The organism is Virgibacillus ainsalahensis (assembly GCF_055380755.1).
In genome coordinates this window covers 1,690,001-1,706,848 of record NZ_AP043943.1, presented here as the reverse complement: position 1 = coordinate 1,706,848, position 16,848 = coordinate 1,690,001, and the positions used below count along the sequence as shown (strand labels likewise).

The following is a 16,848-nucleotide window of genomic DNA, read 5'->3' as shown; positions in this document are numbered from 1 at the left end:
TAATTTAAACATTATTCATGCTAACAAACGAACAAGGAGATTTAAATGTGAAGCGTACAATAGTAATTGCCGGGCTTGGCTTAATAGGTGGTTCATTAGCAAAAAGCATGTTCATAAGCAAAGAGAATTATATAATTGGTTATGACGTTAGTGATGTATCATTGGAATATGCAAAAAACAATGAAATCATTCATGAAGCTGCAACAGATTTCTCGCAGGCAGTCAAGCAAGCTGATTTTGTTATTTTAGCAGCTCCAATATCAGAAACAATTCGATTGATGAAACAATTGGACAGTATTCCATTGGAAAAAGAAATTATCGTATCTGATGTAGCATCTGTCAAAGGATCTATCCTGAATGAGGCAAGTAAGTTGTCCAATAGAAATATAACTTTTATCGGCGGTCATCCGATGGCCGGTTCTCATAAAAAAGGGGTTCACGCTGCAAAGTCCCATTTATTTGAGAATGCCATTTATGTGCTGACGCCTTCGGTAAGAAGTACACAATCAAAAATCGATGAACTTAAAGCAATATTACTAAATACAAATAGTAAATTTATCACCTTGGAACCAAATGAACACGATGAAATGACGGGTGTAGTTTCCCACTTCCCGCATTTAATTGCCTCTTCTCTCGTGCATCAGGCAAAGAAATGGCAAAATAAACACGCTTTTTTACCTAAGCTTGCAGCGGGCGGGTTCCGTGATATTACTAGAATTGCTTCAAGTAATCCACAAATGTGGCAGGATATTTTTTATCATAATCAAGCAAAAATGTCTAATTTATTAGAAGAATGGATAAAAGAGATGTCAACTTTAAAAGATTTGGTGGACAAAAACGATAAATCCAAAATGATTTCATACCTCGACCATGCTAAAACGTACAGAGATGGTTTGGAAAAATCCGAAAAAGGAGCAATTCCTTCCTTTTATGATTTGTATGTTGATATACAGGACCAGCCAGGTGCGCTTGCTTCAGTTGTTCAGTTGCTTGCTTCTGAGCGTATAAGCATCAAGAATATACAAATTTTAGAAATACGAGAGGGGATTACAGGAGCATTACGATTAAGTCTCCCTTCTGAAAAATTCCAAATGGACAGCTATAACCTGTTACTGATTAATGGTTATGATGTGATGACCCAGTAATTCCACTGGATTATATCTATAATATCTTGTGATAAGAAGAAAGGAAGTATAATCAATTGAGTGAAATAATACTACAACCCTGTTCTGCTCCCTTATCTGGTGAAATTGAGGTGCCTGGGGATAAATCAATTTCCCATCGGGCAGTGATACTTGGATCAATAGCAAACGGGACAACAGAGGTTACACACTTTTTAGATGGGGAAGATTGCATGCGTACTGTCCACGCTTTCCAAGCGATGGGAGTTGATATTGAAAAGAAAGGATCTACCCTTAGTATTAAAGGAAAAGGGATTACTGGATTAAAGGAACCGGAAGAACCCATCTATTTCGGCAATTCAGGGACAACTGCAAGACTTATGCTTGGTTTACTGGCTGGATTACCTTTTTTTACTACAGTGTATGGAGACCCGTCATTATCCAACCGTCCTATGGATCGAGTTGTTAATCCGCTTGAAGAAATGGGAGCTTCAATTGATGGTAGGGGCAATGGACGTTACTTACCTTTATCCATCCGGGGAGAGAAGTTAAGCGGGATACATTATACACTACCAGTAAAAAGTGCACAGGTTAAATCAGCAGTTCTGCTTGCAGGTTTGCTTTCAAGTGGTGGAACAAAAGTTACCGAAAAGGCAGCTACAAGGGATCATACCGAAAATATGCTTCAAGCTTTTGGAGCTGGGGTTTCAACCGAGGGGCTAGTAACAACCGTTACAAATGACGATAGCTTAAAAGCAACTGATATTTACGTTCCAGGGGATATTTCTTCTGCGGCTTTCTTTATTATTGCGGCAGCTATTGTTCCAAATAGCCAAGTCAAATTAAAGAGGGTTGGTTTAAATACTACAAGAACCGGAGTTTTGGATGTACTTGAAAATATGGGAGCTTCCATTCAAATCTATAACCAGCAAACGGTTGGCGGGGAACTGATTGGAGATATGACAATTAGCTATACAAACCTGCACAATACAGTAATTGAAGGAGGTATTATTCCAAAATTAATTGATGAAATTCCCGTGATTGCGCTTCTTGCTACTCAAGCAGAAGGAACAACAATTATTCGTAATGCAGAAGAGTTACGTGTCAAAGAAACGGACAGAATCTCAGCTGTTGTCGAAGTTTTGTCCACATTAGGAGCAAATATTGAAGCAACTGAAGATGGTATGATTATTAAAGGAAAAACTTCCCTAAGAGGTGGTAAGGTATCTTCCTATAACGATCATCGGATTGCAATGATGGCCGCTATTGCTTCATTGATTACAAAAGAAGAAGTGATTCTCGATGATGCTACTCCTATTGCAATTTCATATCCGGATTTCTTTGAAGACTTAAAAAAATTAGTAAGCTAAAAGAAAGAATCTGCATATTTGCGGATTCTTTTCTTTTATTTGAAGATAAAAATGGTTTTCGGTATGATGAAACATATCGTAACGTCACTTTTGTATGTTTTATAGAGAGGATGTTCCTAATGGACACCATAATGGAAGCTGTAAATTTAGTGGAAAACAATCAGATAAATGAAGCCATAGAACTTTTGGAAAATTATTTACCATTGGCAGATGAGGAAGAAAAATACACGATTGCAGAGCTATATAAACAATGGGGATTTTTACAGGAGTCTAGTGCAATTTTAAATGATTTGCTCCAGCAGTACCCAGAAGAAACTGACATTAAGATTCTGCTTGCAGATATATATACTGAACTAGAAGATGACGAAACTGCCATCAATTTATTGAATGAAATTAAAGATGATGACCCCGCCTATATTCAGGCATTAATCCAGTTAGCAGATTTATATCAGGCACAAGGACTTTTCGAAGTTGCAGAGCAAAAATTATTAACCGCAAAGCAGTATGATCCGAATGAAGTTGTGATTGATTTTGCATTAGGGGAATTATTATTCTCAATTGGTGAATATAGAAAAGCTATTACCTATTATGAAAAAATAATTCCAAAAACAAAGGAACTGGCTAATGTTTCAATTAATGATCGTCTGGCAGAGGCGCATGCGGCTTCAGGTGAATACGAATTGGCGCTCCAATTTTTTCAAGACGCCGAAAGTGAAAATCCGGATTCACTATTTAAATACGGATTTACTGCTTATCAGGCCGAACGGAAAGATATAGCCATTAAATCATGGGAACATGTCATTGAAATTGATGCTTATTACCACACGGTATATTATCAGTTATCCAAAGTTTATGAAGAAGAAGGAATGATAAAAGAGGCGTATAATACAGCGAGGAAAGGTCTGGAAATTGATGAATTCAATAAGGAACTTTATTTCTTAGCTGGGGTATTGGCGCATCAGCTGGATGAGGATTCAGAAAGTGTTACTTTAGTACAAGAGGCGATTGCATTAGATCCGGATTATAAGGAAGCAATATTATTTTTAATTGAATTATACAAAACGGTGGAAAATTTCTCTGGTATAGTAGAATTAATACTCGAACTTAAAAATACCGGTGCGGATGATTCTGTTTACGATTGGGAGCTGGCTCGGGCATATAATGAATTGGAATCGTATGAAGATGCATTAAATTACTATAAGGAAGCATACAATGGTCTTAAAGATGATAGTGACTTCCTGAAAGAATATGGATATTTCCTTGTCGAAGAAGGGAGGACCGAAAAAGCAATTCCTGTTTTTGAGGCATATTTGGAACAAATTCCTATGGATGAAGAAACTGTAGAATTTCTGAACAGATTAAGACTGGGAAGAGAAGGTTAGTGAAACTGATCGATTTAGATGGATGGATTATGAAGGAGGTATCTGAAAAACATGCAAACTCCTATTTCTGTACAAGATAAAAAAAGATTTATTCAGTGGTTCCTGAATCATTATCAACTTAAAAAACGTGAAAGTGTTTGGATTTTAAATTATTTGGTTAATCATCAAGAAATTTTGGATAAGGTTCATTTCGTAAGAGAAGTAAAGTTTTGTTCCAGGGGAATAATGATGTCTACTCATTGTTCCAAGGAAACACCTTTTCGTTTCTATAAAAGTCATCTAGTAACAACAGACGCAGAAAAATCGTTTCATGATATCCGCTTAAACGCGCAGGAACCGTTATATCTTCAACTTAATTTCAAGAATGCAAACCAAAGTTCTTTCTATGTTTCGGTTTTGGAAGAAAACCCTTTTATTCCGGATAATTATTATATTACAGAAAAAGACCAGCTTGTTGCCGAACGCTTATTGGAAGACTCGCTATTTGAATTTAAAAGGAATTCGTTAATGAGAGAAATCGATAAGTCTTTGGATGAAATGGATCAGAAGAGGTTTTTAAAATTAGTAAACCAGTTAAATAAACTGGAATCCTCCATCTCTAATCAACCTAAATTGCAAAAGCAATAGGTTGATTTTTTTTGTAGGTTTCATATAAGATTTAATAATGATAGTATATCTAAAACGATGTGTTAAAAATATTTAAGGATCGGTGATGTATAATGAAATGGTCAAAGACCGACATACCAAATTACATGGAGGCAAAAGAGTACATAGATACATTATTAATGCCCTTAATACCCTTTCAATTCTCAAACGATAGTGAGCTTGACAAAAACACTTTCCAAAATGAATTGCTTTCAGTATTGTCCAACGAAATTGAAAAAGAATTAACGGGAAGAATTATGCTTACTCCTAACTATTATTACTTAAAATCATCCAACAAGGAAAATGAAATTGATAGAATAAATTCATGGGTTGAAGATGTGAAGAATCAACCGTTTACTAATATCTTTTTTGTTACATTTGATGCTGCATGGAAGAAAGAAGAACAAGCATTGGAAGGAACCGTACTTTGGTTACCAGCGAATCAATCCGGGGATTTATATTCGAAGGAAATGCACCAGCTGGTTCGAGGCCAGGTTGAACAAATTAGTGAATTGATTCGAGCTTATTGGTAAAATCCACAAAACTACAATTTGTTCAATCTGGAAAATTTTATCCATAATTATGTTGAATAATATCATTATTTATTGACCAGTTAATAAGTTTGCGCTATCATTGTATTGTCCTAGTAATCTGATTAAATAACAATTGTCCGTGATTATTGTAAAGAGGGGGGAAAATCATGAGTGAAAAGAAGCAGCAAGTATCCCGTAGACAGTTTTTAAACTATACGCTTACAGGTCTTGGCGGGTTCATGGCAGCAGGTTTGCTTGTTCCAAATATACGTATGGCAATAGATCCTGTATTGCAAGAGTCTTCTGCTGGTGATATGGCTAATGTTGGTTTATCAGTGGATGATATAACTACAGAGCCGCAACGCGTTGATTGGACAATAGAGCAGGTAGATGGCTGGTATGAATCAGAAGTCAGCAAATCAGCCTGGGTTTTCAAAGATGAAAATGATGAAATTCAAGCATTTTCTCCAGTCTGTAAGCACCTGGGTTGCGTTGTTTCCTGGGAGGGCAGTGAACAATTCCCTAACGAATTTTTCTGCCCGTGTCATAATGGACGATACTACAAAGATGGTACCAACGTGCCAGGTACTCCGCCATTATCGCCACTGGATGTTTATGAACATAGTGTAGAAAATGGAATGCTATTTTTAGGTGATGCAATACCAAGAGGGGAGGCGTAATTATTTATGCTGCAAAAAATTTATGACTGGATAGACGAACGTGTAGATGTTACGCCAATATGGCGGGATATCGCAGACCATGAAGTGCCGGAACATGTAAACCCGGCCCACCATTTCTCAGCTTTTGTCTATTGCTTCGGTGGCTTGACGTTTTTCGTTGTTGTTATTCAAATTCTTTCTGGAATGTTTTTAACTATGTATTACGTTCCGGACATCGAAAATGCCTGGAGATCTGTTTACTATTTACAAACAGAAGTAGCACATGGCCAAATCGTTCGCGGAATGCACCACTGGGGGGCCAGTGTTGTAGTTGTAATGCTGTTATTACATACATGCCGTGTGTTCTTCCAGGGGGCATATAAGAAGCCGCGTGAACTTAACTGGATGGTGGGAGTATTATTATTCTTTGTAATCCTTGGACTTGGTTTTACAGGATATTTACTTCCGTGGGATAATAAAGCATATTTTGCTACACAGGTAGGGCTTGAAATCGCAGAGCAGGTTCCGTTTATAGGCCAGGAACTAAAAACTTTGCTTGCTGGTGACCCGGAGATCGTTGGGGCACAGACATTAACAAGGTTCTTTGCAATCCATGTTTTCTTCCTGCCGGCTGCTTTATTTGCACTGCTGGGTATACACTTTATCTTAATACGTAAACAAGGTATTTCCGGACCACTATAAAAAGGAGGGGAAACTGTGAAAAAGGGTAAAGGAATGAAATTTGTAGGAGATTCGCGAATCTCCACTGAAACTAATCCACATATACCGAAAGATTATTCTGAATATCCCGGTAGAACAGAAGCTTTTTGGCCCAACTTTTTATTAAAGGAATGGTTGGCAGGGTCTGTGTTTCTTGTTGGATTTTTATGCTTGACTTTAGCACATCCATCACCTCTGGAAGGGGTAGCAGATCCAACGGATGCAGCTTATATACCATTGCCGGATTGGTACTTCCTGTTCTTATATGAACTGCTGAAATATGAATTTGCCAGTGGGGATTGGACGTTAATGGGGATATTGGTGCTCCCTGGGCTTGCGTTTGGCGCATTACTACTCGCACCATTTTTAGACAATGGACCAGGACGCAGACCGCACCAACGTCCTATAGCTGTTGGAATGATGTTGATAGGTTTAGTTTCTGTAATCTGGTTAACCTATACTTCAGCTGCTGTAGTAGACTGGGAATCGCGTGCAGAAGCCAATAAACCTGTACCTGATGCTCAAGTTGAAATTGATACAGAGGATCCTGGATATGCTGTATATGAAAGTAATTGTATGACATGCCATGGTGAGTCATTGGAAGGTGGAGCAGCTGGACCATCATTAATCGGGATTGATCGTTCAACTGAGGAAATCTCTACAATAGCAACAGATGGAATAGGTTCGATGCCTGCAGATCAGTTTAGCGGTACGGATGAAGAATTACAGCAACTAGCAGAATTTATTACTTCCGTAAATGAACAGGCAGCAGAATAACGAACATATTAAATAAAAGCACCTTTGCCAAGATCGATTGGTGAAGGTGCTTTTTTACAAGCAGAGGGAGTTGATGATCTATCAATATAACTTCTTATTGTATAATCAGCCGCGTCTGATTTCGAAACAATGGACAAAGTTCAGTCCGGGGTTGCCGCAGATATGACGCTCTTCGTCGAACTTCATCTTCCCTTAGGATGACCAAAGTGCGCGCTTTTCTTAATTAATACCATCGGATTCTATGGTAGAAGGGATTGCCAAAATGATTAAATACATATTACTTGATAAATGGTTTTTACTTTGCTTATTTTTTGTAAACTTTTTTGGTACGATTTATGGATATATATGGTACCGGGGACAGTTGTCAATTACACCGGATATTTTTCTGTTATTTGTACCAGATAGTCCTACAGCTACTTTGTTTTTTACTATCTTTCTGTTCTTTTTTATATTTAAAAAAAATGTTCCTTATATTGAAGCGCTTGCGATTATTACATTATTAAAGTACGGAATATGGGCGGTTGTGATGAATTTGTTGACAATGGCAGTAGAGGGGTCACTGGGATGGCAGGGCTATATGCTAATGGCTTCCCATGGAGCTATGGCGATTCAAGGATTGCTTTATGCCCCATTTTATAAAATTAAATGTAAACATATTGCTGTTGCTACAATATGGACACTGCATAATGATATTATTGATTATGTATTTGGAATGATGCCCACTTATTCTTCTCTCACAAATTATATGAATGAGATTGGCTATTTTACGTTCTGGCTTAGCATATTATGTATTTTTATTGCTTATAAACTGACGGTAAAACCTGAGAATAAAATATAAAGGTAAAGGATTGGCATATATCACCATACCTGATCATAAATTATAAGAAGAAGAACTATATGAGGTGATCCCTATGGCAAGAAGAGTTATAAGATACGCCTGTTTGTCAGCCATCCTCTTCATAGTGATCGTTATTCATTTGCAGATTTCAGATTCAGCGATTTTGGCTGATTCGACTACACCGGCCTCATCCTCTTCAGCAAAAGAAAATTCCGATCTTACACCTTTTTTCTGGACGGCAGGTATTATTGGAGGATGTATTGCCATTACATTAACCTATGTAAGTTGGAGAAAATATAAAGGAGAAAAGAAACAAGATGAGAAGGACAAAATGATTGACTGAAAGCTGGATTTTGACTAAAATTGACCTTAGGTAAATAAATAATTTACACTTAATGGAGGAATGTAAATGGGTTTGGGTGGTTATTTAATCTATATTGCCCTTTTGATGATTATACCCATGTGGGCACAGTCAAAAGTGAAAAGTACTTATAAAAAGTATTCAAAGAAAGCAACTTCATCCGGTATGACAGGAGCGGAAGTAGCTCGTAAAATATTAGATGATAATGGTTTACATGGTGTTCAGATTGGACGAACAAAAGGCACACTTTCGGATCACTATGATCCAAGAAAGAAAGTGATTAATCTTTCAGATGGTATTTATAATGGACGTTCAATGGCTTCTTCCGCTGTTGCCGCCCATGAAGTCGGACATGCTATCCAGGATCAGCAGGAATATGCCTTTTTGAAATTCAGAAGCGCGTTGGTCCCTGTTGCCAGCTTTGGTTCAAATATTTCATTCATCTTTATTTTAGCAGGTATATTTTTCCAAATGACAAATATGCTCTTTCTGGGTATTATCTTTATGTCAGCTGCCGTTCTATTTCAGTTGGTAACACTTCCAGTGGAATTTGATGCTTCCAATAGGGCAATGGGTCAATTGGTCGCTACAGGTGTTATTAGGAATAACGAGGAACGTGAAACGAAGAAAGTATTAAATGCTGCTGCAATGACTTATGTAGCCGCCGCTTTAGTGGCTGTTGCTGAGCTGTTAAGATTTGTTATGATTTTTTTAGCACAGAGAGAGTAGTAATGAAGAGGGCGGGTTAACGTCCTCTTTTTTAATTATCAATCGGATTTTTATTTTCATCCAGTGTGAACCCTTCACCCATCACATCATGAACGGAGCTCATAGCTACAAAAGCGTGTGGATCTATATCGTTTATAATATGCTTCATACGTACAATTTCGTTTCTGCCTACAATACAATATAATACGTCACGATTTTCACCGGAAAAGCTGCCTCTCCCATTCAATATCGTTACTCCACGGTCCATGTCTTCATTGATTTTTTTCGCTATTTTTTCACTATGACCTGAAATAATTGTTGCTCCACGTGCAGCATATGCTCCTTCCTGAATCAAATCAATCACTCTGGCTCCAACATATACTGCAACAAGTGTATACATACCTTCTCTCAATTCCAGTATAACTAATACAGAAGTAGAAATGACGACAAAATCGAACAAAAACATTGTTCTTCCCATACTCCAGCCGGCATATTTATTAACAAGCCGTGCAATGATGTCGACACCGCCTGTAGTACCTCCATATCGAAATACGATACCCAGACCAACACCGATAAAAACCCCTGCAAAAAGAGCTACCAATGTCATATCTGATTGCAAGTAAATAGTGAACTGATTTGCCTGGAATATACTTAAAAACAACGAAACAGCAACGGTGCCAATAATCGTATAGATAAATGTATTACGTCCAAGGAATTTCCATCCGATAAGAAACACAGGAATATTCAGAAGAATATTAGTGATAGCAGGATCCCAGCCCCATAAAAAGTAAAGCAATAAAGTAATACCCGTAAATCCGCCTTCACCAAGGTTGTTTTGCATATTAAAATGAACGATTCCAAATGAGAATATAGCTGAACCTAAAAGGATAAACAGGATATTTTTAATTTTCAACCTGAAAAACATGGTAACTCCTCCTATCAACTTCTTATTATAATCAATGAGTTAAAGTAGAACAATTTTAATTTTCCCTATTTAGAAGAAAAAATTTGTCAAAACACAATGTATTAGCTAACATAATAGTAGATTAAATTTGATTAAAGGGGAACTTACTATTAATACACCTACATATAACACAAATCAAATTCAAAAACGAGTAGACGATTATATTGCTCAATTTAAAGAAGGATATTTCTCACCGCTAAGTTTAATGGCAAGGTTATCGGAAGAGGTGGGGGAACTGGCTCGTGAAGTAAATCACTATCATGGGGAAAAGCCGAAAAAAACAACTGAAAAAGAAAAAACCATCGAAGAGGAACTTGGTGACATCATTTTTGTCCTATCCTGTTTTGCTAACTCATTGGAAATCGATTTATCTGAGGCATTTGATATAGCAATCAACAAAATTGAAACCCGCGATAAGGATCGTTGGACACATAAAGATTAAAACACTCTATTTTATAATTCATACACTAGGAGGCAAACAGCAATGACGATCAAAGTAATTATAGCCGGGCCACGAGGGAAAATGGGCTCAGAAGCACTTAAAATGGTGGATGAAGAAGTCGAATTTCAGTTAGTGGCCTGCATTGACCGTAAAAATAATGGGAAAAAGATAATGAATATTGAAACAATGCCTAATTTAAATGTACCTATTTTCGAAGATGTCACTGAATGCTTTCAACATGTAGAAGCAGACATATTCGTGGATTTAACGGTACCCGATGTCGCTTATGAACACACAAAGTTGGCATTGGAAAATAATGTCTGTCCTGTAATTGGAACGACCGGCTTTACGACTGATCAGCTACATGAACTTACAAGCATCGCAAAAGAAATGAGGATAGGTGCTATTATTGCACCAAACTTTGCGATTGGTGCCGTACTAATGATGAAATTCTCTCAAATGGCTGCCAAATACCTGCCAAATGTAGATATTATTGAAAAGCACCATGATAAAAAACTTGATGCTCCATCCGGTTCTGCAATAAAGACAGCTGAACTTATAAAAGAAACAAGAAACTCAACCATTCAGGGACATCCAAATGAAAAAGAGACAATCCAGGGAGCCAGAGGGGCAGAATATGACGGAATGCGAATCCACAGTGTGCGCCTGCCGGGTCTTGTTGCACATCAGGAAGTCATATTTGGTGGCCCTGGTCAAACGTTAACCGTTAAACATGATTCGTATAATCGCGAATCATTTATGGACGGTATAAAATTTTCCATTAAGAAAGTGATGGAATTGGACGAGCTTGTTTATGGACTGGAAAATGTACTCTAGGGAGCGTTTAGAATGAAAAAGATAGGCATCACCTGCTACCCCACAGTTGGTGGATCAGGTGTCATTGCAACCGAATTGGGAATGCTTTTAGCGGAACAGGGAAATGAAATTCACTTTATAACATCCAGTTTGCCGTTTCGTTTAAATCAGATTTATCCAAAAGTCTATTTCCATGAGGTTGAACTCAATCATTATCCGGTATTTCAATACCCGCCATACGATCTTGCATTAGCAACAAAGATGGCTGAAGTGATTGACCAGGAAAAATTGGATATCCTTCATGTACACTACGCCATGCCACATGCCATTTGTGCTATTTTGGCAAAAGATATTGCCGAACATGATGTAAAAATCGTTACAACCCTGCATGGAACGGATATTACCGTTTTAGGAATTGACCACACTTTCAAAAAAATGATAAAGCATGGAATTGAGCAATCTGATGCAGTAACTGCAGTTTCCAAAAGTTTAGTCAGCCAAACAATGGATATGTTACAAGTTAATAAGGAAATCTCGGTCATTTACAATTTTGTTAACGAAGAGGAGTATTCTAAAAAGGAATTACCCTATGTCAAAGAAGAATACGGAATTCGACCGGATGAAAAAGTCATCATTCATATCTCAAATTTTCGCAAGGTAAAACGAATAAAAGATGTCATCAATACCTTCCATGAGATTGCAGAAAATGTTCCCAGTAAACTTCTTTTGGTCGGAGACGGTCCGGAATATTCTGAAGCGATTCAGCTTGTTCATAAGCTTGGACTTATAGATAACGTATTGTTCTTGGGGAAACAGAAAAATATCAGTGATTTATTGTCAATATCTGATTTAAAATTGTTATTATCAGAAAAAGAGAGTTTCGGTCTGGTCCTATTGGAGGCGATGGCCTGTAAAGTACCGGCAATCGGTACAAATGTCGGAGGCATTCCAGAAGTAATCGTTCATAATGAGACAGGCTACATAGTTGAATTGGGAGATATTAAAACTGCTGCAGCATATGCAGTTCAATTATTGAATGATGAAGTACTTTTAGAAGAATTCTCAAAAAAAGCACATAGCCATGCATGGGAAAACTTCAATTCAAAAAAAATTGTCGACCAATATTTGGATTTGTATGACGATGTGCTAAAAAATTAAAAATAGGGTGATCCATTTGCTTATAGAAGAATTTCATTCAGCCAGACCTATTTTAGAAAAGTTGGAAGAACATAACCATAAAGCTTTTTTTGTGGGGGGCTGTGTACGTGACTTTCTATTAAAACGGCCAATGGGAGATATTGATATTGCAACATCAGCATCTCCCGAAATGATCCAGCAAATCTTTCAAAAGGTTATTCCTGTTGGCATTGAGCACGGAACAGTCATTGTCCGTTATAGGCACGAATCATATGAAGTAACCACATTCAGGGTTGATGGCACGTATACGGACAGGCGGCATCCGGATTCTGTGGAATTTGTTCGTAACATTGAGCAGGATCTTGAGCGGAGGGATTTTACCGTTAATGCATTAGCAATGGATAAAAACGGAAATATTATTGATTTGTTTGATGGAGAAAAAGATTTACAGAATAGAATGATCCGGACAGTGGGGGACGGCTTTGAGCGATTTCAGGAAGATCCCTTACGTATCATTCGTGCACTCCGTTTTTCGAGTCAATTGGGTTTTGCAATTCACCCTGAAACATTCAATGAGATGAAAAAATGTAAACAGGATATAGAAAACCTTGCAGTGGAACGGGTAGTAAATGAGATCACCAAATTATTTGCCGGGAGATTTATAATTAACGGAATAGCGTATCTAAAGGAATCTGGAGTATATAAACATCTTCCTGTGATGATGAAATATCCATATATCATGGATTTGCTGCCAAAGTCTATGAACACACTATATTCGCTTGGAGAAATAATTGCACTGTTACATATTCTTGAACCGGAGATTAGTGTGGTAAAATGGGGAAAAGAATGGAAATGTTCGAATAGGACAAAGAACGAAGCAATTCAATTGGTAAGAGCATACGATTACTATAAAATAAATCAGCTGGATCGATGGCTTGTCTACCAACTGGATTCCGCTTATTATCATGGATTTGTACGTTTAATTAATGGACTGCATCCGAGCATTCCTTTCAATTTTCAGGAGATGAAACAGATTGACGGAAGCCTCCCCATTCATTCAAAAAAAGATATCGTTATTGATGGAAATGAAATAGCAAATCTGTTTCCAGATTTAAAAAGGGGACCATGGTTGAAGGATATAATTCATTCAATTGAACAAAAAATTGTTACAGGCACATTGATTAATAGAAAAATTGAAATAAAGGAATGGATAATATGGAATCCACCCGAAATAAACTAATTAATATTTTAGCGAATAATAAAGATAGTTATATATCCGGACAGATTCTTTCTAATCAATTAAAAATATCCCGCAATGCAATCTGGAAACATATGAGAGAACTTGAAAAAGATGGATATGAAATTGAAGGGAAACCGAAAAAGGGCTATCGAATTTTAGGTTTCCCAGATAAACTTACTGAAAATACGCTTCATTGGGGATTAGAGACAAAATGGTTAGGAAAAAACATTATACATAAAGAAACAACTCCTTCTACACAGGTTGTAGGGCATCAGGCTGCACAGAATCATGCTAAACATGGTACGATTATCGTTGCTGATGAGCAGACAAAGGGAAGGGGTAGAATGGATCGTGAATGGCATTCATCAAAAGATAAAGGGATATGGCTTAGTATTATTTTAAGACCTGCAATATTACCGTATCTTGCGCCTCAATTAACATTGTTGACTGCGACTGTTATAGCAGATGTCCTGCGTTCTTATACAAATACAAAACCGCTCATTAAGTGGCCGAATGATATCTTGATAAATCATAAAAAATCTGCTGGAATTCTAACGGAAATGCAAGCAGAACAGGATCAAATCAACTATATCGTTATTGGTATCGGTCTAAATGTAAATCACGAAATTGAGGATATCCCACAAGATCTCCAAAACAAAGCAACCTCTTTAAAATTAGAGACAAATACAAAGTGGAATGTGAATGAGTTGATCCAGGAAATTTTAATGACATTTGAAAATGCATATGACATATACATTGAAAACGGTTTTTCAGAAATTAAAAGTAAATGGGAAAGCTATGGTTTCAAAATAGGTGAAACAATTTCAATTAAGACACGGAAAGATAAATGGGAAGGATTATTTATGGGGATTGCGGAAGATGGGGCCATGCTTACAAAAACTGAGGATGGAGAAACAATGAAACTATATTCTGCAGAAATTGAATGGTTTAATAAAGAGGGGGATGAGAATGTTAAATAGACTGGATTTGCAACAAATGAAGCAAAAAAGTGAAAAAATATCAATGATAACTGCTTATGATTATCCTTCTTCCAAAACCGCTGAAGAAGCCGGTATTGACATGATATTAGTAGGTGATTCGTTAGGTATGGTCGTATTGGGATATGACTCTACCGTTAATGTTACTGTAGCTGATATGATACATCATGGGAAAGCTGTAAGACGTGGTGCTCCTGACACGTTTACAGTAGTCGATATGCCTTTTATGTCTTATCATGTTTCGTTGGAAGAATCCATGAAAAACGCCAGGGATATTTTTCAACTGACACAGGCACAGGCTTTAAAAATTGAAGGGGCGTCTGAGGAAAATCTATTATTAATAAAACGGCTTGCGGATGCCGGAATTCCGGTGGTGGCACATTTAGGGCTGACCCCACAATTGGTAAATATCCTTGGTGGATTTAAAGTTCAGGGGAAAGATAAAAAAACAGCAGAAAAACTCCTTCATGACGCAAAACAAGTTGAGGAATATGGTGCGATTGCACTGGTTTTGGAATGTGTACCGAAAGAACTGGCGGAAATAGTAACCGAATCACTTGATATTGTGACCATTGGTATCGGTGCGGGAATCAATTGTGATGGTCAGGTACTGGTTTATCATGATATCGTTAAATATGGTGTTGATCGCCTGCCTAAATTCGTGAAACCCTATAATGATATAGGTGTACAAAGTACAGACGCGATTACGTCCTATGTGAAGGATGTAAAGGAAGCATCTTTCCCCACGGATGAACATTCATTTTTAATAAAAGATAAAAACAGTTTGCCAACAGATTAAAGTGAGGATATCATATGAAAATTATTCGTTCGGTCGTAGCGATGCAAAAAATGACAAGTGAATGGAAAAGACAGAATCAACAAATAGGTTTTGTTGCGACAATGGGCTTTTTCCATGATGGGCACATAAGTTTGATGGAACAGGCAAAAAAAGACAATGACATTTTGGTCTCCAGTATATTTGTTAACCCATTACAATTTGGGCCAAATGAAGATTATGAAGAGTATCCTCGAAATGAGGAACACGATACAGTACTAGCTAAAAAGGCAGGGGTTGATGTTTTATTCATTCCTGAAAAAAAAGAGATGTACCCGAATAAAATGGCTATTTCAATGTCTATCCATCAGCGGGTTGAAGTCTTATGTGGACAATCCCGTCCAGGGCATTTTGATGGTGTTATTACTGTATTAACAAAGTTATTTAATATTATACAGCCAACCAGAGCCTATTTTGGCATGAAAGATGCTCAGCAGGCTGCAGTAGTTGATGTACTGATTAGGGATTTTAATTTTCCAATAGAACTTATTGGAGTACCGACCAGTCGGGAAACCGATGGATTGGCAAAAAGCAGCAGAAATGTATATTTGAGTGAGACGGAAAGAAGAGAAGCAACGTCATTGTATAAAGCATTAAGAGAAGGGCAGAAACTCATAGTTGACGGTGAAAAAAATCCTGATATTATAGTTAAAGAGGTTATGGATATATTAACAGACAAAACTAGCGGTACCGTGGATTATGTTGAATTATTAAGCTATCCGGAACTGGAATCTGTGCGTGTAATCGACCAACAGGTTATACTGGGAATTGCAGTATTTTTTAAACATGCCAGGTTAATCGATAACCTTATTTTTGATAAAACCGGAAAACTTATTGATCAGATATAGCAGGGGGATTACTATGTTTCGCACGATGATGAAAGGGAAGATTCACCGCGCCAGAGTTACAGAAGCCAATTTAAACTATGTTGGAAGTGTAACAATCGATGAATCAATATTGGAGAAAGTTGATATATTACCGCACGAAAAAGTACAAATTGTAAATAATAATAATGGTGCCCGAATGGAAACCTATGTTATACCTGGGAAAAGGGACTCAGGGGTTGTGTGCTTAAATGGCGCAGCTGCCAGGCTCGTACAAAAGGATGATACGGTTATTATAGTTTCTTATGCAATTATTTCTAATGAAGAGCTGGCATCATATAAACCTAAAGTAGCGATTATGAATGATAAGAATGAAATAGAGCAGTTGATTGAACAGGAATCTCCATTGACAGAAATGTAGATCTGGATCGCTGATGTAGAAGCTCTTATCTAACTTTAAGATAAGAGTTTTGCTGTT

Annotated in this window: 20 protein-coding genes; 19 read left to right on the top strand and 1 reads right to left on the bottom strand. The window is 37.3% G+C overall.

Annotation, left to right across the window (positions count from 1 at the left end):
* The first annotated feature begins 47 nt into the window (after window positions 1-47).
* From ACZ427_RS08170 to ACZ427_RS08120, 11 genes are all read left to right on the top strand, one after another.
* Window positions 48-1,145: a prephenate dehydrogenase gene (locus ACZ427_RS08170; RefSeq protein WP_464883555.1), complete on the top strand. Its 1,098-nt coding sequence runs from the start codon at window positions 48-50 to the stop codon at window positions 1,143-1,145.
* Window positions 1,146-1,201: 56 nt separating this feature from the next.
* A complete protein-coding gene (aroA, locus tag ACZ427_RS08165) occupies window positions 1,202-2,491 on the top strand; it encodes a 3-phosphoshikimate 1-carboxyvinyltransferase (RefSeq protein WP_461179467.1) in 1,290 nt (429 codons plus the stop codon).
* A gap of 131 nt (window positions 2,492-2,622) precedes the next feature.
* Window positions 2,623-3,873, top strand: coding sequence for a tetratricopeptide repeat protein (locus ACZ427_RS08160; RefSeq protein ID WP_461179468.1), 1,251 nt, complete (start codon window positions 2,623-2,625; stop codon window positions 3,871-3,873).
* Between the two features lie 51 nt (window positions 3,874-3,924).
* Entirely contained in the window at window positions 3,925-4,500 is a 576-nt protein-coding gene (locus ACZ427_RS08155; RefSeq protein WP_461179469.1) for a ReoY family proteolytic degradation factor, read from the top strand.
* A gap of 92 nt (window positions 4,501-4,592) precedes the next feature.
* Window positions 4,593-5,051, top strand: coding sequence for a YpiF family protein (locus tag ACZ427_RS08150; RefSeq protein ID WP_461179470.1), 459 nt, complete (start codon window positions 4,593-4,595; stop codon window positions 5,049-5,051).
* Between the two features lie 167 nt (window positions 5,052-5,218).
* Complete coding sequence (locus tag ACZ427_RS08145; RefSeq protein WP_461179471.1) at window positions 5,219-5,731, top strand: QcrA and Rieske domain-containing protein; 513 nt, start codon at window positions 5,219-5,221, stop codon at window positions 5,729-5,731.
* Window positions 5,732-5,737: 6 nt separating this feature from the next.
* Window positions 5,738-6,412: a menaquinol-cytochrome c reductase cytochrome b subunit gene (qcrB, locus tag ACZ427_RS08140; protein WP_461179472.1), complete on the top strand. Its 675-nt coding sequence runs from the start codon at window positions 5,738-5,740 to the stop codon at window positions 6,410-6,412.
* A gap of 15 nt (window positions 6,413-6,427) precedes the next feature.
* Window positions 6,428-7,207 (top strand): c-type cytochrome, encoded by a 780-nt coding sequence (locus tag ACZ427_RS08135; protein WP_461179473.1) that lies wholly within the window; start codon window positions 6,428-6,430, stop codon window positions 7,205-7,207.
* 262 nt (window positions 7,208-7,469) lie between these two features.
* Window positions 7,470-8,045 (top strand): lipoprotein heptaprenylglyceryl N-acetyltransferase LhaT, encoded by a 576-nt coding sequence (gene lhaT / locus ACZ427_RS08130; RefSeq protein ID WP_461179474.1) that lies wholly within the window; start codon window positions 7,470-7,472, stop codon window positions 8,043-8,045.
* A gap of 73 nt (window positions 8,046-8,118) precedes the next feature.
* The gene (locus tag ACZ427_RS08125; RefSeq protein WP_461179475.1) at window positions 8,119-8,388 is read left to right on the top strand and encodes a sporulation protein YpjB; all 270 of its coding nucleotides are present in this window, start codon (window positions 8,119-8,121) and stop codon (window positions 8,386-8,388) included.
* 66 nt (window positions 8,389-8,454) lie between these two features.
* Window positions 8,455-9,135, top strand: a complete 681-nt coding sequence (locus tag ACZ427_RS08120; RefSeq protein WP_461179476.1) for a zinc metallopeptidase — start codon at window positions 8,455-8,457, stop codon at window positions 9,133-9,135.
* Window positions 9,136-9,166: 31 nt separating this feature from the next.
* Here ACZ427_RS08120 and ACZ427_RS08115 read toward each other — a convergent pair whose 3' ends face one another.
* Window positions 9,167-10,039, bottom strand: a complete 873-nt coding sequence (locus ACZ427_RS08115) for a YitT family protein (RefSeq protein ID WP_461179477.1) — start codon at window positions 10,037-10,039, stop codon at window positions 9,167-9,169.
* 244 nt (window positions 10,040-10,283) lie between these two features.
* On the opposite strand from ACZ427_RS08115, the gene ACZ427_RS08110 reads away from it, so the two are divergent.
* Genes ACZ427_RS08110 through panD form a run of 8 tightly spaced genes read left to right on the top strand, consistent with a single transcriptional unit; the run spans window position 10,284 to window position 16,791 of the window.
* Complete coding sequence (locus ACZ427_RS08110; RefSeq protein WP_464883554.1) at window positions 10,284-10,520, top strand: MazG nucleotide pyrophosphohydrolase domain-containing protein; 237 nt, start codon at window positions 10,284-10,286, stop codon at window positions 10,518-10,520.
* 42 nt (window positions 10,521-10,562) lie between these two features.
* Window positions 10,563-11,357 carry a 4-hydroxy-tetrahydrodipicolinate reductase gene (gene dapB / locus ACZ427_RS08105; RefSeq protein ID WP_461179478.1) on the top strand — a complete coding sequence of 265 codons (795 nt, stop codon included), beginning with the start codon at window positions 10,563-10,565 and terminating at the stop codon, window positions 11,355-11,357.
* Between the two features lie 12 nt (window positions 11,358-11,369).
* Window positions 11,370-12,494 carry an N-acetyl-alpha-D-glucosaminyl L-malate synthase BshA gene (gene bshA / locus ACZ427_RS08100; RefSeq protein WP_461179479.1) on the top strand — a complete coding sequence of 375 codons (1,125 nt, stop codon included), beginning with the start codon at window positions 11,370-11,372 and terminating at the stop codon, window positions 12,492-12,494.
* 16 nt (window positions 12,495-12,510) lie between these two features.
* The gene (locus ACZ427_RS08095; protein ID WP_464883553.1) at window positions 12,511-13,713 is read left to right on the top strand and encodes a CCA tRNA nucleotidyltransferase; all 1,203 of its coding nucleotides are present in this window, start codon (window positions 12,511-12,513) and stop codon (window positions 13,711-13,713) included.
* Complete coding sequence (locus tag ACZ427_RS08090) at window positions 13,689-14,693, top strand: biotin--[acetyl-CoA-carboxylase] ligase (RefSeq protein WP_461179481.1); 1,005 nt, start codon at window positions 13,689-13,691, stop codon at window positions 14,691-14,693. The genes ACZ427_RS08095 and ACZ427_RS08090 overlap by 25 nt, the downstream gene beginning before the upstream one ends.
* Complete coding sequence (gene panB, locus ACZ427_RS08085; protein WP_461179482.1) at window positions 14,683-15,510, top strand: 3-methyl-2-oxobutanoate hydroxymethyltransferase; 828 nt, start codon at window positions 14,683-14,685, stop codon at window positions 15,508-15,510. The genes ACZ427_RS08090 and panB overlap by 11 nt, the downstream gene beginning before the upstream one ends.
* A 14-nt stretch (window positions 15,511-15,524) precedes the next feature.
* A complete protein-coding gene (gene panC, locus ACZ427_RS08080) occupies window positions 15,525-16,394 on the top strand; it encodes a pantoate--beta-alanine ligase (RefSeq protein WP_461179483.1) in 870 nt (289 codons plus the stop codon).
* 13 nt (window positions 16,395-16,407) lie between these two features.
* A complete protein-coding gene (panD, locus tag ACZ427_RS08075; protein ID WP_461179484.1) occupies window positions 16,408-16,791 on the top strand; it encodes an aspartate 1-decarboxylase in 384 nt (127 codons plus the stop codon).
* Window positions 16,792-16,848 lie beyond the last annotated feature (57 nt).